Genomic DNA, 24,183 nt, shown 5'->3' on the forward strand with positions numbered 1-24,183 from the left:
TCCTCCTATACTCCTGAATATGCTGAGAACGCTCCATCTACTGGAATAACTACTCCATTTACAAATCCTGATGCTTCTTGAGAAACTAAGTATAATAATGTTCCTATTAATTCATCAGCTTCACCAAATCTTCTCATTGGTGTACTATTTAATATCTTTTCTGTTCTCGGAGTTGCTGTTCCATCTTCATTAAATAATAATTTTCTATTTTGATCTGTTACAAAGAAGCCTGGTGCTATTGCATTAACTCTAACTCCAACTTTAGACATATGAACCGCAAGCCATTGAGTAAAGTTACTTACAGCTGCCTTTGCACCTGAATAAGCTGGGATTTTTGTAAGTGGTGTAAATGCATTCATTGATGATATATTAATTATTGTAGCACCTTCCTTATTTATCATATCCTTGCTAAATTCTTGTGATGGAAGTAATGTTCCTAAAAAGTTTAAATTAAATACAAACTCCACACCTTTTGGATCTAAATCAAAGAATGTAGTTAAATCTTCATTTTCTAAGTCTTCAACTTCTAAGTATTCCTTAGTTGTAGTTCCTTTTGGATGATTTCCTCCAGCACCATTTATTAATATATCAACTGTCCCAAATTCTTTAAGAATTATTTCATGTGCCTTTCTTAAACTTTCTTTATCTAAAACATTGGCTTCAATACCAATTGCTGTTCCGCCCTTTTCATTTATTTCTTTTGCTTTATTATCACAAGCCTCTTGACCTAATGCCAAAATTGCAATTTTCCCGCCACACTCTGCAAGTGCATCAGCCATTGCTCCGCAAAGAATTCCTGTTCCACCTGTTACAACACAAACTTTATTTTTTAAATCAATATTAAAAGGTAATTTCATTTTGTATTCCTCCTTGCAACTACTATACTTGTATACTAGCATATTAATATATGAATTGCAATAAATTTTTGAAAACATTTAAATTTTTTTATACAAAAAAAGTCATATAATATTAAATTCAATATATACGACCTTCTCTTATACTATAATTTCTAATTTTCACAACTAAATTTATTATTTTAAAAATTTTTATATAAATTTTTTATAAATTATTATATTAAACTATATAACTAGCTATTTCTGAATTTTCTTTTATTATTTTTTCCCATTGTTCCACTGGATCTTTTATATGCTTTGATACAACCTTGTCAATAATATCAACGTTTTTATTTTTAATAATATCTAAATACGTTATGTGTTGATCTACTAAAAATGCTTTATTTAATTTCATTTCAGCTAATAATCTCATTCTATTATAATGAGTACTTATATTACAAATTGATTCCCATACATTTGTCTTGTTTATACCAACAAATAATAGCTTATGAAACTCTTTATCTAAATTATGAAACTCTAATAAATTATCACCTTTTTGTGCAATTAAATTTTGTGCAAATAAGCATTTTTCCATTTCCATTAATGTATCTTCTGAAAAATTTTCACATGCTTCTCTTAATGCTTCTTTTTCTAAATTATATCTAATAAAAATAGCCTCTTCTATTAAATTCCAATCAATTAGTGATACATAAGTTCCTGCCTGTGGCTTAACTTCTATTAATTTTTCAGCTTTAAGCTTTATTAATACTTCCCTTATAGGTGTTCTTGACACATTTAGTTTTTTCGCTAAATCGGATTCACTTAATAGTTCACCAGGCTTTAGCTCTAAACACATGATATTATCCTTTAATACTCTATACACATAGTCTTTTCCAGTTTCTTTATCTAGTTTATCATAAAGAATCAATTTAATTTACCCCCTAATAATATTTATCTTCAACCTAGTACACTAGTATATTACATTATAACATAAAAAAAATTAGGTGCATAATAAAATGTCTCCTATAAAGTTAGACATAATAAAAAAGAGTCTACCCTATAGTTTTTTTCTATTTATAATAAAGTTATAATGTTAGGAGTAAATATGAATGAGTAAGAAATTATTTTCAAATAAAGATATAGAATTACTGTCTAAAAATAAATATGTTAAAAATGTTAATGAAAAAGCAATTACATATACTGATGAATTTAAAAGATTATTTATTGCTGAGAATGAAAAAGGTAAATTCCCAAGAGATATATTTGCAGAAGGTGAGTTTGATATTAATGTAATTGGTTTGAAAAGAATCCAATTAGCAGATAGTATATAGTTCTCCTCTTTTCGAAGAAATGGTAGCGAACAACTATAAGATACTAGGAAATTTAATACTGGAAGTCCTACTGAAAAAGACTTATCATTGGAAGAAAAATATGAAAAACTACAAGCAAAACTAAAGCTTTTACAAGCAGAGAATGAACTTCTAAAAAAGTTAGAAAGGTTAGAAATGGGTGTGAAACAAAAGAAATAATAGTATCTGCAAGTGCAAGTTCAAAATTATAAAATCCATAATTACTAAATATAAATTGAAAAATATGCTTAGTTACTTATGTAATATTTCAGGAGTTTCACGTTCATGGTATTATAAGCACTTCTCAAATGTTACTGTGCAAAAACGTAAATCTAACAAGGTTATAGATTTAGAAAGAATAGAAAATATTTTAAAAGCATATAACTTTAAAAATCGTAAAAAGGGTGCTAGGAAAATCAAAATGATACTTAGTAATGTTTTTAATATTAATTACAATTTAAAACGTATAAGAAGAATGATGAAAGCTACAAAAGAACACACCATCTTACCTAATTTCTTAAGTAGAGAATTCAAGCAAGAATCTCATGGCAAAGTCTTGCTAACGGATATATCTTATTTGTTTTTCAAAAATGGTCAGAAGACTTATTTATCGACCATTTTAGATGCTTCTACTAATGAGGTTTTATCCTATAATATTTCAAAAAGCCTTAAAATAGATATAGTAATTTATACAATAAATAAAACTAATCAAAAATAATAGTAATATCCTTAGAGCAGATTCATTTATACATTCAGATCAAGGAGTGCATTATACAAGTCCAATATTTCAAAATAAAGTAAAAAAATATAAGTTAGGTCAATCTATGTCTAGACGTGGTAACTGTTGGGATAACGCCCCTCAGGAATAATTTTTGGGACATTTAAAAGATGAAATATCTATTAAATAGTGTGAAACTTTTGAATATTCAGTTAAAGAAATAGATGCATACATAGAATATTATAATAATTTCAGAGAACAATGGAATAAAAAAAAGATGACTCCTGTTCAATACAAGAATCATCTTCTAAATTAGTCTACTCTTTTTTAAACTGTCCTTGACAAAGGGTACAGTTTATATAATATACTTATTTTTTTATTTTAAACTAATATTATTTTATTTTTTATAACCAAATTCTGGTATATTAGTCCATCTTTCACGTAATGCATGAGCTATCATTTTAGGCTTTCTTTCTCTAGTAAATATACCTTTCTTATTACCTTGAACTCTTATAATACCTTGACTTGTAGCAAAATCTGCAAAATTCCATGTTTGTTCTCCAACAAAGTTTTTGCATTTATCTACAACTTCATGGTTAGCTTTATAATATTCTACTTGATATTCTTCAGTAAACATAACCGGAACAGTATCATGTAAACCTGCAACAGTATCTGCACCATATTCAGTAAACATGATTGGGGTATTAGGACATCTCTCTTCCCATGCCTTTAATTCAGCATCAAGCATTCTTTTTGCTTCTTCTAAATCTCCACCTGCAACATACCATCCATAATATCTATTTAAACATAATACATCTACTATATCTCCAACCTTACACTTATCTGGAGTAGACATTAAGTACGTAACTACAGTAACTGGTCTCTTTTGAGGATCTAATTCTTTAGTTAATTTTATTAATGGCTCAAAATATTCTTTTGCTCCTTCCGAATCAGAATCAGGCTCATTTGCTACAGACCACATCACAACACATGGATGATTTTTGTCCCTTGCTACTAATTCTCTTAAAACTTGTTCATGCGCCTCTTTAGTTCTAATTTCTTTCCATGTATCTCTTTTAGCTGCATCACCACCAAATCCAGTAGCCATAAAGTTTAAGTGTACCCCTACAGCTGGTGTTTCATCAATTACAACTATACCTTCTCTATCAGCAAGCCTCATTATTTCTTCTGAATAAGGATAATGTGCTGTTCTAAAAGAATTCGCCCCAATCCATTTCATTAAATTGAAATCTTTAATATTAACAGCTTCATTCATTCCTCTTCCATTAATATAGGAATCTTCATGCTTACCAAAACCTTTAAAATAGAATGGTTTATTGTTAATTAAGAACTTTCCTTCTTTAACTTCAACTGTTCTTACACCAAACTCTTCTAAGTAAGTATCAGTTATAGAATCATTGTTTAATAACTCAACTTTTAATTTATATAGATATGAATTCATAGGTTCCCATAACTTAACATTATCTATAACTAGTTTTCCACACTTTCCTGTTCCTTCTGAAACTACATTATTATCTTCATCAATTATTGATACACTAATATTACCTTCTCCTACTGTTTTAATTTCATAATTAACATATCCTGTTGCTTCTTCAAAATCAGTAACAATAGTTATGTCTTCTACATAATTCTTTGGAGTTGTATATATTTTTACAGGTCTATGTATTCCTGCATAATTGAAAAAGTCAAAGTTAACTGAATTCTTAATAACTTTTTTTCCATCAATCTCTACTTCTTTTACTAACCCAACTGGTAAAGTAGTTTCATCGATTATATTATTTACAGCAACAGTTAATCTATTTTCACCTTGTATTAGTAAATTATTTATTTCTGCTTCAAAAGGAGTAAATCCACCCTTATGCTCAACTAATAATTCTCCGTTTAAATATACTTTTGCTTCATGAGTCACTGACCCAAATCTTAGCACTATTCTTTCATTCATTAAAAATTTAGGAATAATAAAATTTCTTTCATACCATACCCAGCCCACATGGTCTCTTACTTCTTGACTTTCTACTAAGTCATTGTATGATGCTGGAACAGCCATTTCCATTGTTTCTTTTAGAGGCGTGTTCTTCCACTCCTTTGTAAGACTGTTACCCTTGTCTAATTTGAATCTCCATATACCATTTAAATCTATTAATTGTCTTGATTCTGTAATTATTGGATATAACATAATAACCCCTCCTAAAATTTATCATAATTTATTTATATTTTTATTATTAGCTATAAAAAATTTTTTTATCTTTTAACATTGCATAAACCATTATCAATAAATGAATTAATCGTATCTTCATCAATAATATTTATATCTCCTATTATTGAATGCTTTAACACACTTGCACATGTCCCAAATTCAACGATTCTCTCATTTTCCATTTCATTTAAAACTCCATGAAGTATTCCTGCTGTAAAAGCATCTCCACCACCAACTCTGTCTAATATATCAAATGTATACTTATTTGATTTAAATAAGTTATTTCCATCAAATAAATATCCCTGTAAAGTATTATTATTTATTGAATTTACAGTTCTCTTAGTGCATGATGCAAATCTTAAATTTGGATACTTTTTAAATAAATTTTCATAGTGATACTTTAATCTTTCTTCAAATTCTAAATTTTCATCCTCAAATTTAAGTATATTTATCATATCTAGATAGCCTAAAAAAGCAAAATCTATATAAGGTAATATTTCTTCCAATACTTCCCTTGCTTCATCTATAGACCAAAGCTTTGACCTATAATTTGAGTCATAAGAAACCAATATCCCTTGGTTTTTACACTCCTTCACAATATCAATTATAAATTCCTTCAAATTACTACTTAAAGCTGGTGTTATTCCTGATAAATGAACTAATCCAACACCTTTTAGCATATTTTTTATATTAAATTCTTCTTTTTTTGCCATAGAAATGGCTGAATACTTTCTATCATATATAACTTCAGTACTTCTAAGACCATGTCCAATTTCTGAATAATATACGCCTAATCTGCCTTCTCCTATTATGATATCCTCTACATTGACATTATAACTTCTAAACTTACTTATAACTTTTTTCCCCAAATAATTATCTGGTAGCTTTGTTATAAATTTAGTATCATGGCCTAGTATAGCAAGACTTGCTATTACATTTGCTTCTCCTCCAGAATATACAGCTTCAAAAGAATCTGATTGTATTATTTTTTGATTATTAGGAGGAGTAAGCCTTAACATTATTTCTCCAAAACCTAATATCTTTTTACTTTTGAACTCTATGTTTTTCACCTTAACTCCACCCTTTACTTAAATTATATATGATTTTTATTTAGATAAATTTGATTTAAATTCATTTATAACCTTCTCTTGATACTCCCCTATATATGAATTATCAACAAATTTTTTCAAAGCCTCTATAGTAAATCTATTCCAAGACTCCTTTTCCTTTTTAACCATTATTGGATAATATAAAACTTCATTTGATTCAGCTGCTTTAAGATCTCCCAAAGCATCACCCACCATTAAAACATTTCTTCTATTATATCCTTTTTCAATAAGCTTACTTATACAGTAAGCCTTTGGTCCAATATTTTGGGTTAAAACTATATCAACACTTTCCAAAAGCCCATTATTGCTCCATTCATCTAATACTGCCTTTTCATTTGCAGATGATACTATTGCTATATCCGCAATTTTCTTGGCTTCTATTATTGCTTCCTTTACACCTTCAAATGGAGATTTTTCCTCTTCACTTAATAAGTCTATTGATTTATTAACAGCTCTTGACCATTCTAAAGCTTTTCTTATACAAGTATTATTGGTTTTCTTTAGTTCTTCTTCTAAAGACTCATTAGAAAGCTCTAAAGTTTCATCTGTCCACTTTAAAAACTCATCTAACCCTTCAATTTTTATATATTTATCATTAATTTCCGTAAGGGCTACTGCTAATCCCTTAAATCTATTTATTCCTCTAGTTAACGTATAAAGATTAACTTCATTCCAGCTATCTAATATAGACTTTCTCCATTCTTCAAGATTCCACTCTGTAATCATACAAGGTCCAAAACATTTTATATGCTTTATATCCATAGTATCTATTGCACATCCATCAGAATCTATGCAAATAAGAAACTCCTTTTGTTTATTAAATTTTTCTAAAATACTACTCATTACTTTCACCTACTATTAATTATTTTAAGACCGTCCATAGCTTTTCTTAATAACTCTGTGTGTAGATTTATATTTTATAAAAACTATTTAAGCTTATCTTTTCTTTAAATTAACACTTTGCTTATAGGCTAATCTTATAAAAATAAGTTCCTCATATTAGTATACTAGCATATTAGTATTTTTATTTCAATGATTTTTGAATACCTCTCCATTTGTTTGTAAAAAAATATAATGGTTCATTTTACAACTAGTCATTTTTTAGTTAATATCCTTCTTTCCCAACTACTACATTTAGCATTCAAATTATCATTTTGGATCTAAACTCCTCTTTTTTTGTCATAAAAAGCATTCAATATTATAAATAAGAAATACCACATATCTGTTGCAAGAATTCTTAGATATGTGGTATTTCTTATTTATATAAACTTACTCTTAATCCGCTTATTTCCATATATAGCCTCCTGCATGCTTTTGAACACCTTTTGCTGCATCTCGGATACCCTTAGAGTTTACTCCTGTTTTTCTTACAGCTTGAGCTACCATATCATATATTTTGATCAAAACCATATCATCAGTCAACTGTAAAATTGCACGTCCATTTGATCTTAAAAGAGAATTACTAAAAACTATTGATTTTTCAGTTTTCAAATTTTCATTCTCTAATTTTCTTTTCTCAGCTTCTTTCTGTTTATATAATAATTGAATAACTTTATCACGTCGTACTTCAAATTTACTAACCTTTGTACTATTGTTTCTTATATGTTCAATACATTCATTCAAAATATCTATTTCATTTTCATAATCTTTTAGCTTACGAAATGCCATCGCATAAGAAGTATACAGAGCAGGTGCATTATAACCATTATATCTAGCTAGGTCAAACAATTTAATTGCTGATTCTAATTCTCCTTCTTTTCGTAAATTATCACCTTGTTTCCATAATGAATAGCCATCTATAAAACCTTTGTCAAAATTATTTTTATTAAGAATATCTTATAATGGAACTCTATCATGGATATGGTTAATAATAACATCTTTTATTGCAATTTGTGGTTCTCTACTTGAAGATATAACACTCTCATTGATATGAGTATTATCTGATTCTTTTTTTCTTTTTTTAGCTGATTCCAATAAAATACCTACAAAAATACCTACATCAGTATATGATAATTGATTTAACATAGAGGGACTATTTTTATTTCTTTGCACATTTAAATTTTAAAACATAATAAAGATAACTTATATCAACATAATTACTGCTATTCTTATAAAATCCTAACCATTTGGAGTCACCCCTTTTTTTCAATACAATTTTGAACGTAAGCACACACTTCCATTTCTTCATCAGATGGCTTATTTTTTTCAAACGCTTTAATCTTTTTTTCTTGCATCTTTTCTTTTTATCTGAAGTAAATTTCAAAGAATCCTACCACAAATTTCAGCATCTGAAACAGCTCTATGTGATTGAAAATTCACAAGTTCAAAATGCGTTGCAACAGTATCTTGTTTATAATTATGCAAACCTTTGAATAAATTACGCGAAAGTGAAAGTGTATCTACATAATGAATTTTTCCATCATAACCCAAGCGCATTAATGTTTCAGAAATAAATTTCATATCGAATGTAGCATTATGTGCACATATAACTGTTTGTTCTTTTAATGCGTCGTCTAAAAATTTAACTAATTCAGCATAAACAGTATCTTCTTTAGTAGCATCTTGTATCATTTCATTTGTAATATGGTTAACCGCTGTAGCACTTGCTGGGATAACAACTTCCAAATTAACCAAATAACTGTACTTTTTAATTATTTCACCATTTTCAAATAAAACTGCTCCGACTTCGATAATTTTATCGTTAATTGGACTTAATCCTGTTGTTTCGACATCAAATGCAATATAGCGATTTTTTAAATTCTTAATTTCATCATAATTTACCTGTATTTTATATGTACTAAACAAACCTCTCTTAGGCTGTAACACATGCCAACTCAAGACTCGCTACTTGTGGCTGGCTAGACATTATTCAGCCAGGATTTCCACTGTTAGGCTAATTTCCCTTAGCTGGGAGCACAATTTCAATCTGACAATTAGATTCTGATGCACAATCTTAAATTACTGCGAATTAAAAACGGACAATCAATTGTTCATTTTTTTATTGTCCAATATCAACATTAGTTTAAAACAGAGCCAATTATTAGTTTAAAAGGTTGCCCTTGACGGACAACCTTTCTTATATTTATATTAACTTTCTTTGTATTAATCTCTTTATATTGCAGTAAAATTTAATTAGATAATTAAGAAACCTGCTCCTCTAAGTCCAGCATCATCTCCAATTTCTGCTATTCTTATGTCTACAGCATCTTTATTAATTACTTTTTCTTTAACTTTTTTAGTTATTACTTCTAGTAATTCTTTATTATATAAAATTACAGAACCTCCAAGGACTATAACTTCTGGATCAACAACTGATATTATGTTTGAAATTCCTATAGATAAATTTTCACATACTCCATTAATTAAGCTTTTTATTGAATTATCATTATTTTTATATAACTCAAAAACTTCTGGTGTATCTATGTGTTTTCCTAATAAATCAGTTGCTTGTCTAGATATATTAGGCCCACTACATTGTCCTTCAAGTCCACCTTGAACTAGTCCTGAATGGCTGTATTTATCTTCATTTATTATTAGGTTACATATTTCTCCTGCAAAGCTATTTGCACCATTTATAATTTTATTATCAATTATTAAAGCACCACCAACACCTGTTGAAACTGTAATATAAAAAACACTTTCAGCTCCTTTTGCAGATCCAATCATAGCTTCAGCAAGTCCTGCAACATTAGCATCATTATTTACTTCTGTTTTTAGTGATGTTTTTTCTTCAAAATATTTCTTTACATTAAAGTTATCCCATCCTTGTAAATTAGGCGCTTTTAATATAATTCCATTTTTAATATCTAAAGGTCCTGGACTTCCAACTCCAATTCCTTTTATATTTCTATCTTTCCAGTTACTATTGATATGATTTATAATCTTATCTAGGTTATATTCAGGTCCTTTTTTTACTCGATTTTCTATTTTTATCTTTTCTATAATATTTCTTTCTTCATCTAATAATGCAGCTCTAATATTTGTTCCACCAATGTCTATTCCTATTATGTATTTATCATTACTTATTGAACTATTTTTCATTTCTTTCATACCCTCTTCATATTTTCTATTTACCTTACCTTAGGAGAAATGCCCATGGGGCTATCTAAAATCCATTATTTTCAGAAACTTCTTTTATCCATCTTCCTGATTTTTTTATTGTTTTTTCTTGTGTTTTTAAATTTAAAGCTATAAATCCATATCTATTTTTATATGCATTACACCAAGACCAACAATCAATAGGAGTCCATGTATGATATCCAAAGCAATTTGATCCTTCTTCTATTCCCTTATGAAGATTTTCTAAATGCTCTTTTAAGAATTCTATTCTATAATCATCTTCTATAACTCCATCTTCATTAATATACTTTTCTTCACCTTCTACTCCCATTCCATTTTCAGAAATAAACCATGGAATATTATTGTAATTGTCCCTTATATTAGTTGCTATATCATACATTGCTTTAGGATATATTTCCCATCCTCTATAAGGATTCATTCTTCTTCCTGGCATTTCATAATTATCAAAGTATTTATCTGGCATCCACTCAGATGATTTATCCACAGATTCACTAGAAATTTCCACATTTTCCTTTGATTTTATTCTACGTGGGAAGTAATAGTTCACTCCAAGGAAATCTATAGTATTTTCCTTTATTATCTTAAGCTCTTCTTCATTAGACTCCCATAATACATTATCATTTTTTAGAATTTCTACTAAATCCCTTGGAAATTCTCCTTTTATTGCTGGATCAAGGAATGATCTATTGAAGAATGCATCTGCTATTTTTGCTGCCTTAACATCTTCAGGATTATTTATATCTCTTGGATATGATGGTGTTAAATTTAATATTACTCCTATTTGAGATCCATTCTTATCATATTTATTGTCTTTAAATAATTTTATAGCTTTTGCTGATGCTAAATTTATATTATATAAAACTTGCATTGCTTTTCTTCCATCAACAACTTTAGGATAATGAAACTTATATAAATATTGTCCTTCTACAACTACTATTGGTTCATTGAAAGTTGTCCAAAACTTTACCTTATCAGCAAAAAGCTTAAATGCTGTTTCTGCAAACTTTACAAATAAATCTACAACATGCTTTGATTCCCATCCACCATATTTATCATAAAGTTCTACCGGTAAATCAAAATGATGTAAGTTCATTACAGGTATCATTCCATTTTTTATAGTTTCATCTATAACATCATTATAAAATCTAATTGCGTCTTCATCTGGTTCTCCAGTTTCAAGATCCTTTATAAGTCTTGTCCATTGAATTGATGTTCTAAAACTATTTAATCCTATTTCCTTAAGCATTTGTAAATCTGTTTTATAACTATTATAAAAATTAGATGTAACCTCTGGTCCAACTTTATCAAAAAATGCTTCTGGCTCTACTTCATACCAATAATCAAACACGCTTTTATGCTTTTTATTAAAGCTCCCTTCGCTTTGTGGACCTGAAGTTGCTGATCCCCACCAAAATCCTTCTGGAAATGTAAATTTGTTTTTCATTACAACGCCTCCCTTAAATCTGTAAATACTCTTTATTTTTTATTAGTAAATTTTTATTATTTATTATCGTTTTCATTAAAAACTTAAATTCATAAGCTTTATTTTTATTTTCCTAATACTTCATTTAAAATCAGTATAAATACTGAAATTTAATATCTAAATTAAATTTTATAACTTTATCCTATAATAATTATATAGCCAATTTTATCATTTGTCTAGACAATTAAAATTATTGGCTATAGTTTTATCTTGATAAAATTATAATTTATAGTAATATATTTATATAATAATTAAAAGTGAAAGGATATCTAATATGCCTAAATATAAAGAAATAAGTGATGAAATTAAACTTCGAATTGAAAATGGAGTCTACAGTGATAAAAATAATCAAATACCTGATGAAATTAGCCTTTGCAATGAATTTAATTGTAGTAGAATGACTATGAAAAAAGCATTAGATTTATTGGTTTTAGATGGCATTATATATAGAAAACGTGGACACGGAACTTTTATAATGGATAAACTACCTGATAATTCAAAGATAAATATATTTGATAGAGATTTAAATGGATTAACTAGGCTATCTCATGGTAATGTAAAAACAAAAGTTTTAGATTTCAAATTAATATTTGCTGATACTAATTTATCTAACAAATTAAATATAGATGAAAACTCTCCTGTATATGAAATATTAAGGGTGAGATATATTAATAATGAGCCTGTAGTCCTTGAAAAAACCTTTATGGATGCTACACTAATCACTGGAATTAACCATAGTATTTTAGAACATTCAATATATGATTATATAGAAAGTACCTTAAAATTAAAAATAAGTAGTGCAAATAAAATTATTCGTTCAGATAAAAGCAATAAAGAAGATATTAAGTACTTAAATTTAGGTAATCATGATCCTGTTTTAGAAGTTGAGCAAATTGCTTATATAAATAATGGAAAAGCATTTGAATATTCCATTGCTAGGCATAGATATGATAAATTCCAATTCACCTCTTTTTCAGTAAGAGTATAAACTAACTTCAATTTTAAAAGCCCTAAGGGGAATTCCCCTTGGGCCTAAATAAGTAGAAATTTTTTATGCTATATATCCCGTAAATAACTACAAGTATATTTTATTACATCTCTTATTCTATATAATTCACTTTCTTTATTTGTTTTTCTCCATATAGTTGAATACTCATAAAACCATTCTTCAAAACTCTCTGCCAATTGTTTAAAGTTATTATTCATACTAATGCTTTCTTTTATTACATCATTATTTATATCACTATACCCCTTTATTATCTTATTATTTATGCTAATATTTATACTATTCACATTATCATCAAGCTTACCCTTGTATATTTCATTATTTATTATTACTATCATTATTTTATTTATTATTAAGATACCTCTAGCTGCAACTATAAACTCTTGTATAATTTCCTTTGATTTTGTATATTTTGTATCATGTGATAAATTTTCTAACTTTTCTTCTATTTTTAATATTTTTTCCTGCTGTTCCTTTAGTTCATGAATTTTTGCTGTTTTCATTTTCCTTATAAGTTCATTTTTGATGTGTTCATTTGTATTAAACTTTTCCTTCCATATTACTAACTCAGACCATCCAAACTCCTGACATTTACTTAGTTCTGCTAATAATGAAACTAGTGTCCCACTACTATCTCCAAATTCTAAAATAGAAATATCTTTATACATTTTATTAAAATCTTTTTCTATACTAGGATTCCATGATAAAGCAGCTCCATATATCATTCCTGGAATAGAACTAGATAATAAATTTATATGTCCATAATCTCCCCAATTTGTATTAAGTACCCCTATTGCATCATACTTTACTCCATATGAAATCATTCTATATATATTTTCAAATGCATTGTCCATTAAATTCATTAAGTGACTCCATCCCCCTACTCCAGGACATACATATTGTTTCCTTCCACTTTCTGCAATTATTTTTGTATCCTTTTCTTCAACACCACACCAGTAATTCCAATTTAGGCAAATTGCATCTTTATCTATAGTATTTATTAAATCTGGGTGATTTAATATAACATCTCCCCAAAACATTATTTCCTTATCATATTCTTTTACTATAGAAATAACTTTATTAAGAAAATCAACATAAAGCTTTCCAATCCCTAGTCTATCAGACTCCTTACTACTTTTCCCTTTCCCTAAATCAAAGGTTTCATCACAACATATATTAAACTTATTAGATGAAAATAAAGGTATAAACTGTTCTAGCATATTTCCAACTAATTTTATACTATCTTCATTAGTTACATTTAATGTATGATGAGCCATTCTATCTACAAAGGAATATTCAGGTTTTGTTGTTTCTGTTAATTCGCATAAATTCTTAAAGGATTTAGTTCTTAAAACTTCGTATAAATGCCCAAAGGTAGATATAGATGGTATAAGTTCTATATGCTTATTTTTACAATACCTATCTAATAAAATTATTTCTTCTGAAGTTAATGGATCTTTATCTATCCAAACTTCGCTCATCCCTTTAAATGCAAAGGTGTGCTCAATATACAACTGAAGTTCATTTATCTTATAAAATGATGCTTTATCTACTAAGTTCATTAAAGTTTCTAGCTTCGGAACTTTTCCCCTAGTAACATCATGATAAAATCCTCTATGTTTAAAATAAGGTTTATCTTCTATTATTACTCCTGGTAAACTATATCCATACTCTCTTATTATTTGTATTAATGTCTGAATTCCATAAAATAATCCTTTAGAAGTAGAGGCATTTATTTCAATATTATCTTTTTTTATTGATAACTTATATTCCTCATCCTCCATTGAAGACTTTTTCTTTAGACATATAAAAGTATTATAAATATGATAATTTAAAGCCTTTGTTATATTTACTTTAAATCCAAAAGTATTATTTATTTCTTCTTGCAACAATATTGCAGAGTTCAAATCATCAAAAGAACAGTTGTAATCTAAAATTATATTAACTTCTTTTTTTAATTTAAATTCTTTTTTAATATATTGTATCTTTCTAGGCATTGGTATTAAGTTCATTTTCACCATCTCCCTTTTTAGTCAATAAACATCTTTTTAATCAATAAAATTTATATTTATTACTTAGTAATTTCATAACTCTATTCTGAAACCATTAATATATTTTAAACCGATTACTCCACAGTAATTTCGTCAACAAACATAAACGCTGGCCCTTCACCTGCCATAATGCTCCAACTAGGACATACTTCTTCATTCTTAGCAAAGATTCTTATATACCTAATCTTTATATCGATATTAAAAATTGAACTTATATTATCTACAGCAACTTCTTTTCTTGGTATTGAATTTCTATAATAAATTCTTTCAATATCATTAAATTCTTTTCCATCAACTGAATACTTAAAATCTACAAATCTAGGATAATAAATCCATGCTCTAGTATCTTGTAAAAAACCTACAGTTATTTTGCTTATGTTTCTTTCTTCTCCTAAATCTATAATTACATCCAAATCATCATGGTATCCAAGCCAACGTCCATCTGTATAATCATTACTTCCCTTTTCCCCATCTATTAAATCATAAACACCATTTTTATTATATTTTTCTATTTCTACTGGATTTGTAAATGTCTTTATATCCTTAATCCCTAATGATTTATATAGACTACCTTCTTCTACTTCACTTTCTTTAAAGCCATCCTTAAAAGCCCTTGCTTTAATTGTTGTACTCTTCTCTATTACTATTGGCTCTGTATATAATAATGATTGAATATTTGGCTCACTTCCATCTAATGTATATGTAATTTCACCAGTTTTATTTGGATTATATATATCAACTTTTTTATTAATTGGTTCCTTTAACACAATATTTTTAGGTGAAATTTCAGGTTTTAATGCTCTTGGCATTATTTTAGACTTACTTTTTATTCTTTGATATTTTGGAATATAGTTATCAACTTCATCTGAATTTTTCAAATAATCCTTAGTAAAGATTTCTTCATTTATTATTCTTTCATCCTTAGAAATTAATAAAGATATCTCATTTTCTTCTGAAACAATAAACAATTCAGAATTCTCTAATTTAGAATTTCCATTTAATATAAACTCTCCCTTAGATAAATGTAAAGAGTACTCAAAACCATTGTGCATACACACTAATTCTTTTTTATATACATTCTTCACTACAGGAATTCTATTAAAGTACAATGCAAATTTTTTCTGATTATCTTTGTAGCAATTTTCTTTCAATGTATTATCTTTATATCTATTTTTCTTAAATACATTTTCTTTGTATCTATTTTCTTCAAATATATTTTCCCTAAATACAATTTCTGAATCTTTGCATATTATATTTATTGTTGAACCTTCACTTGTTTCCCAAATTACTTCATATGAAAATTCATCTATTATTGAAAACTTTGGTTCTTCTCCAATTATTTTATTTATATCATTATTGCTATCTATTTTTACTAAATCTATTGATGCTCTTAAATTTTTATCGCTCCAATAATGAGCATTTAATATAGGAAGTGAATCAAAAACACTCTCATTGTCTTCCAAAGTACTTTCATAATATCTTGACTTATAATTTTCATTAAATAAATGCAAGTCTCTTATAGAAAGACTATTTTTTTCCCAAAGAAAACTTATTCTATAAAATCTACTATTATACCACGCTGTTCTTAAATCATCTTTATTCCAGTCCTTAGATATTGTGATAGTAGTAGGTGGTGTAACTAAGTATTTTTTCTTAAACCATTTTCCTGATTCTTTTAAAGTTTCAACTCTTACTTTTTTCTCTTTTGCAAGCTTTGCTATATATGGAATTTGGAGTTCATATCCTTTTTTCATTGTATTCCATAAAAAAGTATTTTCCTGTCCTGTTTGTATATATGAAAATCCTAAAACTGGTTCATTTATATATCTATCAAATAACCATTCAATCCACTCTTTAGTTTGTCCTATTACGCAAGCTGGCTCCATAGTATAAACACCATTTATAGATTTTCTTAATCCATCTTCAAAAGCATAAATTGGATCAGGTCCGAGCATTCTAAATATTGGTAAATCCAATTGCATCTCCTTACTTTGAGATGGTATATATTCATTTAATTTACTTGGATAATATCCTTGGTTATAATATCCTCCCCAAAGTGTAAATCCATCTGTACCAATTTGATCTCTGCATAAAGCAGCGGCTTCAACATTATATTTTTCTTTAAAATACGTTAAAGTTATAATATCCATTACCCAAGACCCTACTGATTTGGGATAATACCCAAAAATTGATTTGAAATCTTCCATATATACATCTACCATTTTTAATCTATCTTCTTTTGAATATCCTAATGAATATCCTATATTTACATGATCATCTACTGGAGTCTTTCCCTTCCATTTAACTCCTGCTTTTTCTGCTAGTTGCTTATCAATTTCCCACCAAACACCAACTTCGTCATATTCATCAATACTTTCTTTTATCAAATCACTAAACCTTTTATCTATTAATGCATCATATTTTAGTGCATATGTTGCTGGCAATCCGTATTGCTTCAAAATTTCTAATTGATATATTATTGTTTTAAAATCATCTTCAACAAACTCTCCACTTGGATATACCGTCTTTCTTATAAAGTTATATATATTTACTATTGTTGGTGTCTTTAATTTTTTACTTGTTAAACTCATACTTAATACTTTTTCACTAGATAGAATATATTAAACTCTATACTACTGATTACTTTCTCCTTATTTTTATAAGTAATGTTAAATATTAAAGGTAATAAAATATCTTAATTTTATAAAAATCATGATATAATATTACCTCAATTATTTTGAATTTATTTAAATTATCTCAACCTAACTTTTAATGTCTTTATTTCAAAAGGCTTTATTATAAAGTTAATACTATTTCCATTTATATTTACACTTGATAGATCATCTTCTAATAAGTTACACTCAACAGCACTTTCTATATTTTTAAAGAAACTTAAATCTACATTTGTTCTCTTGTTATGGAATTCATATAGTCTAATTATTAAATCATCACTATCTTCGGCCTTCTTTATAACTTCAATCATAACATTATCTTTATTTACACTAGCCAAGCTTAATTTATTATCTAAAATTCCTTTATTTTCTTCACAAACTTTTGTAAATAAAGGTGTATTTAATTGATAAGCTTGATTAACTGTTTTTGCTTCTTTCCATGTTCCAGTATGAGGATATATTGAATATGTGAAGAAATGCTCTTCCTTATCTGCATCTGGGTTTGGATCACATGTTGATTTTAATAATGTCAATCTCATGTTTCCGTCTTTTATGTCATGGCCATATTTAGAATCATTTAATAATGAAACTCCAAAATCACCTTCTGATAAATCAGCCCATTTATGACCACAAACTTCAAATGCTGCAACATCCCAAGATGTATTGTTATGTGTTGGTCTAGTTACATTTCCATATTGAATTTCGTAAGTAGCTTCCTTAGCATTAATTTCTACTGGGAAAGCTGCCTTAACTAATACATCTTTTTCTTTCCAATCTGCAAAGGTTTCAAAATCTATTCTTTCGATATCATTATAAATATGAATCTTTTGAATTATCTTTGATTCTAAGAATTTTCTTTCTACCTTTAATGTGCTTCTTACTGGTCCTTGTTCTATAACTTCAATATTTTGAACATCATTTATTTTCCACATTTTTTCTTTATAATATATATCTATATCCCAGTTATCAAAGCACATTGGCTTATCTTCAAAAGCTTGAAGTTCATTACCTATTGCTCCATCTTTTAATATTTCTCTATTTACTTCTTTATTTATAAATGATGTAATTTGTCCTTGATTATCAAATATAATCTTGAAAAATTTATTTTCCGCTTCTTCTTTCGAAAGCTTAACTAATTCATTTGTTTCTTTAGTTGCTTCTACAATTCTAAATGATTTATATCCATTTGCAGGAATCGCCTTTGCAAAAAATATTGCTTTATTTCCATCTATTTTTTGACACACAATCTCTAAATCATCTTCATCAATTACTGCTGGATTTTTTATATCTTTTGGAATTTCAAATGTTGCAATATCATTTCTCTCAAAACCTAAAGTATTAGAAACTACTACACTTCTCTCCTCAAGATTTATTTCTGAAAGTATATTATCCATGCTATTTTCTATTAAATTATCTACATTTTCTAATAACTCCTTATACTCAACTTGTGTAACATCATAAACTTCTTTAATAGATGATCCTGGAATAATATCATGGAATTGATTTAGAAGCACTTTTTCCCATGAATTATTAATATTTTCTTGAGGATATTCATTACCTAATAGCATTGATAGAGAATTAAGCTTTTCTGCTGCTGTATATAAATTTTCACATTTTCTATTATCTCTTTTATTTCTCGCCATTGAAGTATAAGTACCTCTATGGTATTCAAGATATAATTCTCCAACCCATTTTTTTAACTCTTTATTTCCTGATACTTTTTCTTCTAATCTTTTAAAATAATCTAAGGATGTTCCCATTTTAACTCTTGGAGCACCTGGTATCCCCTTTGCTAATCTTCTACCATTTTCAAGCATTTCGATAGTAGCACCACCACCACCATCTCCCCATCCAAAGGAAACTAGTACATCGTTATTTATATTCTTATTTTGATATCTTCTCCACGATCCCATTATTGCATCTGGCTGAATATGTCCATTATATGTTGTGAAGTGAGATTCTCTATCTTGTCCTGGACCTGTAGTTGTTATAAAATGCGTTAGTACTTCACTTCCATCTATACCTCTCCACATAAATGTGTCATTTGGAATTTTATTAAATTGATTCCATGCTATTTTAGTTGTCATGAAATAATCTATATTTGATTTCTTAAGTATTTGAGGTAATGCTGCTGAATAACCAAAAACATCTGGTAACCATAATATTTTATTATCTACGTTGAATTCTTCTTTAAAAAATCTTTTACCATGAAGTATTTGTCTTACTAGTGACTCTCCTGATGTAACATTACAATCTGCTTCAAGCCACATAGATCCTTCTGGCTCCCAAACTCCTTCTTTAATTTTTTCCTTTACTTTTTCATATATTTTAGGATGATCTTCCTTTAACATCTTATAAAGCTGTGGTTGAGATGACATAAATATATACTCTGGATACTCTTCCATTAGTTTCAATACTGTTGAAAAGCTCCTAGCAACTTTTTCTCTTGTTTGTGCAACAGTCCAAAGCCAAGCTACATCTATATGAGTATGTCCTACACAAGTTGCAATTACATCTTCATGTCCACATAATTCTCCATAAAACTTTTCATTTAAGAAGTTATTTGCTTCCTTAATACTTTCATCATATTCTTTTGATTTAGGTCTTCTTAAATCAATTAAATTGATAGCCTCATTCAAAACAGTTATCATATCTATTCTATTTTTATCTTCTTTATCTAACTCTTTGCATACATCAACAGGGACTTTTAGATTCCAATATAACTCTCTAGAATCCATATCTACTTCTACTAACTTTCCATATAATGTAGCTTTTTTATCAGCAAGCATTCCTGCATATGCATGTAAATCTATATCATACTTTGTGCCTGCAACTGCATTATGCGTTAAAATTACCTCTCTATGATTTATATCTAACCCTTGAATTTCTTCTCCATTAACATATAAGATAAATTGAGGATTTGTAGCATCCCATCCTTCATCAAAAGTATGAAAGTTAAGGGCTATTACTTTCCCTTCAAAGTTATTTGGAACTTCTACAGAGCACTTAAACCATCCATGACAATCTTTGCCTCCCCATAAATCTCCACTTTTAAACTCTCTCCATCGCTCTTTTGGAGCATCCTTTATTAAATCTATGTTATGATAATTTCCATCGATATACATATAATTTTCAAGGCTTATTTCATTTCTATATACATTTTTAGCAATTTCATTACAAGTCTTTTCAATTCTTTCTAATAAATAAAACATAACTTTTCTCCTATGAATATTAAATATTTTAACTTACACTTTTATTACTATATTATTAACTTTACAACCCAATCATTCATTAAATTTACTCCTTTACTGCTCCAACCGTTAATCCACTAACAAAATATTTTTGGAAAAATGGATAAGCAAAAATAATTGGTAAAGTAGTTATAACAACTATTGCCATCTTTACTGTTTCTTTTGGCATTTTTGATACTGCTTCAGTTGCATTTAAACCAATAGATTGAGAATTATTCACCAGAAACTCTATTGATGTTTCTAACTTTATAAGTAAATATTGCAATGGTATTAAACTATTTTTATCTATATATAGCATTGCATTAAACCAATCATTCCAAAATCCTAGTGTTAAAAATAAAGCTATTGTTGCTATTGCTGGAAGTGATATTGGTAAAACTATTCTTAAGAATAGTAAAAACTCTGAAGCTCCATCTATTTTTGCAGATTCTATAATTGCATCTGGTACAGTAGTTTTAAAGAATGTTCTCAAAATTATAATGTGAAATGAACTGACACAAATAGGTAGTATAAGAGCTAATATATTATTTTTAAGTCCTAAAAATCTTGTTACAACTAAATATGATGAAACCATACCACCTGAAAATAACATAGGAATAAATATTAACTTAGTAAAAAACTTTCTATATGCAAAATTCTTTCTTGATAACGCATAAGCATAAGTTGTCATTATAATTAATCCAAGTATTGTTCCAGTAATTGTGACTACAATAGTTACTCCATAGGCTCTAATTATATTGCTTCCAGATTCAAATATATATTTATATGCTTCTAGACTCCACTCCTCTGGCCAAAATCTATATCCATTTGCTTGTAAGGAGCTCTCACTAGTCAACGAAATTATTAAAACAAATAGAAATGGTACTATACATAATGCTGCTAAGATTCCAAATAATACATTTAAAATCATATTTGTTTTTTTTGAAATTGAGTTAAATTTATTCGAATGATCTTCTGCTTCATTTTGTTCTTTATTAGTATCAAAAATATTTTTAAATTTATATGCCATATTTTACACCGCCTTTACTCTAGAAAAATGCATTTTCATTATCTACTTTTCTAACAATTCCATTAGTAACTAATATCAAAATAAGTCCTACAAAGGATTGATATAATGCAGCTGCTGAACTCATTCCTATATTCCCTAAGTTAGTTAAACCTCTATAAACATACGTATCTATAACATTTGTTACTGGATATAAAGCTCCAGAATTTTTTGGGAGTTGATAGAACAATCCAAAATCAGCTCTAAACATTCCTCCTACTGCTGTTATAAACATTATTATCAAAACTGGTTTTAATGATGGAATGGTAATATATTTTATTTGTTGCCATTTACTTGCTCCATCTATCATAGATGCTTCATAATATGACTTGTCTATTCCACATATAGATGCTAAGTATACAACTGTACCATATCCAACAGCCTTCCATTGACTCATAAATATTATTATTACAATCCAATATTTAGACTCAGTGTACCAAGATATTTTTTCTCCACCTAAAGCTGTTATAATTCCATTTACATATCCTTTTTCTGGACTTAAAAATGCAAATAAACAGTAACTTACAACAACCCATGATAAAAAGTAAGGTAAGAACATAGAGCTTTGATAAAACTTAGATAATCTTTTATTTAACAGTTCCTTTAATAAAATTGCTAATGTAACAGGAAGTACTATACCTAAAATTATAAAAACAATATTATATAAAACTGTATTTCTTGTAATTAGCCAAGCATCACTACTATTAAATAGAAATTTGAAATTATCAAATCCTACCCATTCACTTTTTATTAAACTTTCTATAAATCCACCGCTAATTCTCCAATTTTTAAAAGCAATAATTATACCTATCATAGGCAAATATGCAAATACTAAAAACCATAATGTCCCTGGTAATGTTAAAAGTAAAAATTCTCCATTCTCTTTTAGCTTTTTAAATATTGACTTATTTCTCTTTTTATCTAACTTCTTAACTTTAGACATTGCTCCAACCCCTTTTCTGTAAACGTTTCTTTAACTACTTAAAATATATCATACAAGCCTTTTACCTTTAAAGTTGAAATACTTTAGATTTAGTGAATAAATTAAAGTTTCTATTTTTCGGCTGAATAAAAATGTACTTGTGTATAACCAACAGACTCATTTTTTAAATAAAAAACTAAAAAAGACATTAAAATTTACCAACAGGTTCTTTTTCTGGGTGCAAAATATGTTAATTAAATTAAAATTACAACCAAAATCACATGTATTTCAAAAAATATTAAATCTGTTATCTCTGTGAATACATAGGTGCGAATTGCTGTGTGACTTTATATATAAAAATATAGCTTGGAAAATGCTTATTGGAATAAATTTGTAAAATATGTTAGTATAATATAATCAAAGTAAAGAATCATTGTATTATAATGCAAATTTAAATATGAAACAGAATTTTTAATCTAAGAAATAAGTAATATTAAACTATTTATTTTATTTAAGAGTAAACAATTTTTTGCAAATAATATAACTAAAAAAAACATAAATTACTGAGGTGGGAAAAAATGAAAAAAGTATTGGTCTTAATTGCGATTTTGAGTGCCTTAATTATTAGTGGATGCACCCAAAATAACTATTTTACAATTAAATCTAAAGAATTTACAGATGAACAAAATGAAATATTATTACTAACTGGAAACAGAGCATTTAAATATGATTTGAAAAACTTACCTAAAGATAAAAACTATGAACTGAAGATAGTATATGAAATTTATAAAAATAAAGAGAAAGTAAAAGAAGAAATGATATTTGGTATGGCATATGGACCAACAGAGGATAAAATAGAAGATACTAATCTATCAATAAATATACAAGAAAATAAAATAAAACTAATGTCTGGTGGGGCATATACTAATTTAGAAATAGAAGAAGATATATCTAAATTAACAAATTATTATTTTAGTGGAAATAGACAAATAGATATAGGGGATGAAGTATATTTATTTCATGGCAATGATGGCGGAAGCGGTTTAAGCATGGAAAGACTGGGATTCTTATCAAAAGAAGACTTAGATAGACTAATTGAGAAAAATAAAGTGAATATTTTTATAAAATTAGTATGCGAGAGAGAATAGATAATTCTGTGTAATTATTATTTTTATTGTTTTAATATTACTGGAAATTTTCATTTCCAGTAATATTTTTTTATATTTAAGAAATACTAATAATGTTTCTTATTACCTTTTTTAGTATTTCAAAAAAATCAAATAGTATGCATATAATTTATAAAAAGTACAAGCTTCTAAGCTAATTCATCTTTTAATTGATCTTCAAATACTATTGAAAGCTCCGCTAGCGTAGCTCCCCAATTATGTATAGGTTGGGTCCATTTTTCTAATATCTCCATTGTTGCTAAGTAAACACATTTATTTA

The 24,183-nt window shown here is 27.6% G+C and carries 17 protein-coding genes and 1 pseudogene; 3 read left to right on the forward strand and 15 right to left on the reverse strand.

The annotated features are described in order from the left end of the window. Positions 1 to 5: 5 nt before the first annotated feature. Both CSBG_RS14665 and CSBG_RS14670 read right to left on the reverse strand, forming a co-directional pair. On the reverse strand, positions 6 to 857 hold the full coding sequence (locus tag CSBG_RS14665; protein WP_008680767.1) for an SDR family oxidoreductase: 852 nt from the start codon (positions 855 to 857) through the stop codon (positions 6 to 8). 217 nt (positions 858 to 1,074) lie between these two features. Next, positions 1,075 to 1,761: a GntR family transcriptional regulator gene (locus CSBG_RS14670; RefSeq protein ID WP_008680769.1), complete on the reverse strand. Its 687-nt coding sequence runs from the start codon at positions 1,759 to 1,761 to the stop codon at positions 1,075 to 1,077. 181 nt (positions 1,762 to 1,942) lie between these two features. Between CSBG_RS14670 and CSBG_RS18125 the strand changes: the two are divergent. Beyond that, positions 1,943 to 3,216 (forward strand): annotated as a pseudogene (locus CSBG_RS18125) (IS3 family transposase). Positions 3,217 to 3,297: 81 nt separating this feature from the next. Here the strand turns inward: CSBG_RS18125 and uidA are convergent. The 8 genes from uidA to CSBG_RS14710 form a co-directional block, all read right to left on the reverse strand. Then, positions 3,298 to 5,097: a beta-glucuronidase gene (uidA, locus tag CSBG_RS14685; RefSeq protein WP_008680773.1), complete on the reverse strand. Its 1,800-nt coding sequence runs from the start codon at positions 5,095 to 5,097 to the stop codon at positions 3,298 to 3,300. Between the two features lie 65 nt (positions 5,098 to 5,162). Next, positions 5,163 to 6,188: a sugar kinase gene (locus CSBG_RS14690; RefSeq protein ID WP_008680774.1), complete on the reverse strand. Its 1,026-nt coding sequence runs from the start codon at positions 6,186 to 6,188 to the stop codon at positions 5,163 to 5,165. A gap of 36 nt (positions 6,189 to 6,224) precedes the next feature. After that, complete coding sequence (locus CSBG_RS14695; protein WP_008680775.1) at positions 6,225 to 7,070, reverse strand: HAD family hydrolase; 846 nt, start codon at positions 7,068 to 7,070, stop codon at positions 6,225 to 6,227. Positions 7,071 to 7,511: 441 nt separating this feature from the next. Beyond that, on the reverse strand, positions 7,512 to 7,895 hold the full coding sequence (locus CSBG_RS17820) for a hypothetical protein (RefSeq protein ID WP_143327213.1): 384 nt from the start codon (positions 7,893 to 7,895) through the stop codon (positions 7,512 to 7,514). Positions 7,896 to 8,063: 168 nt separating this feature from the next. After that, positions 8,064 to 8,252, reverse strand: coding sequence for a hypothetical protein (locus tag CSBG_RS17825; protein WP_051005297.1), 189 nt, complete (start codon positions 8,250 to 8,252; stop codon positions 8,064 to 8,066). 234 nt (positions 8,253 to 8,486) lie between these two features. Continuing rightward, on the reverse strand, positions 8,487 to 9,032 hold the full coding sequence (locus tag CSBG_RS17830; protein ID WP_167507312.1) for a 3'-5' exonuclease: 546 nt from the start codon (positions 9,030 to 9,032) through the stop codon (positions 8,487 to 8,489). A 327-nt stretch (positions 9,033 to 9,359) separates the two neighbouring features. Further along, positions 9,360 to 10,277, reverse strand: coding sequence for an ROK family protein (locus CSBG_RS14705; RefSeq protein WP_235840746.1), 918 nt, complete (start codon positions 10,275 to 10,277; stop codon positions 9,360 to 9,362). Positions 10,278 to 10,332: 55 nt separating this feature from the next. Continuing rightward, a complete protein-coding gene (locus CSBG_RS14710) occupies positions 10,333 to 11,751 on the reverse strand; it encodes a glycoside hydrolase family 1 protein (RefSeq protein ID WP_008680777.1) in 1,419 nt (472 codons plus the stop codon). A gap of 313 nt (positions 11,752 to 12,064) precedes the next feature. Between CSBG_RS14710 and CSBG_RS14715 the strand changes: the two genes are divergently transcribed. Next, entirely contained in the window at positions 12,065 to 12,778 is a 714-nt protein-coding gene (locus CSBG_RS14715) for a GntR family transcriptional regulator (protein ID WP_008680779.1), read from the forward strand. A gap of 68 nt (positions 12,779 to 12,846) precedes the next feature. On the opposite strand, the gene CSBG_RS14720 is transcribed toward CSBG_RS14715, so the two are convergent. The 5 genes from CSBG_RS14720 to CSBG_RS14740 all read right to left on the reverse strand — a co-directional run bounded on the left by CSBG_RS14720 (position 12,847) and on the right by CSBG_RS14740 (position 22,758). Next, positions 12,847 to 14,808 (reverse strand): glycoside hydrolase family 20 zincin-like fold domain-containing protein, encoded by a 1,962-nt coding sequence (locus CSBG_RS14720; protein ID WP_008680780.1) that lies wholly within the window; start codon positions 14,806 to 14,808, stop codon positions 12,847 to 12,849. A gap of 113 nt (positions 14,809 to 14,921) precedes the next feature. Then, positions 14,922 to 17,438 (reverse strand): FN3 associated domain-containing protein, encoded by a 2,517-nt coding sequence (locus tag CSBG_RS14725; protein WP_008680781.1) that lies wholly within the window; start codon positions 17,436 to 17,438, stop codon positions 14,922 to 14,924. 161 nt (positions 17,439 to 17,599) lie between these two features. Further along, positions 17,600 to 20,731 (reverse strand): alpha-mannosidase, encoded by a 3,132-nt coding sequence (locus tag CSBG_RS14730; RefSeq protein ID WP_008680782.1) that lies wholly within the window; start codon positions 20,729 to 20,731, stop codon positions 17,600 to 17,602. Between the two features lie 85 nt (positions 20,732 to 20,816). Continuing rightward, positions 20,817 to 21,779: a carbohydrate ABC transporter permease gene (locus CSBG_RS14735; RefSeq protein WP_008680783.1), complete on the reverse strand. Its 963-nt coding sequence runs from the start codon at positions 21,777 to 21,779 to the stop codon at positions 20,817 to 20,819. A 19-nt stretch (positions 21,780 to 21,798) separates the two neighbouring features. Continuing rightward, a complete protein-coding gene (locus CSBG_RS14740) occupies positions 21,799 to 22,758 on the reverse strand; it encodes an ABC transporter permease subunit (protein ID WP_008680784.1) in 960 nt (319 codons plus the stop codon). Between the two features lie 557 nt (positions 22,759 to 23,315). On the opposite strand from CSBG_RS14740, the gene CSBG_RS14745 reads away from it, so the two are divergent. Then, positions 23,316 to 23,885, forward strand: coding sequence for a hypothetical protein (locus tag CSBG_RS14745; RefSeq protein WP_008680785.1), 570 nt, complete (start codon positions 23,316 to 23,318; stop codon positions 23,883 to 23,885). Positions 23,886 to 24,183 lie beyond the last annotated feature (298 nt).

It is taken from the genome of Clostridium sp. 7_2_43FAA (genome assembly GCF_000158375.2).
GTDB lineage: Bacteria > Bacillota > Clostridia > Clostridiales > Clostridiaceae > Clostridium > Clostridium tertium.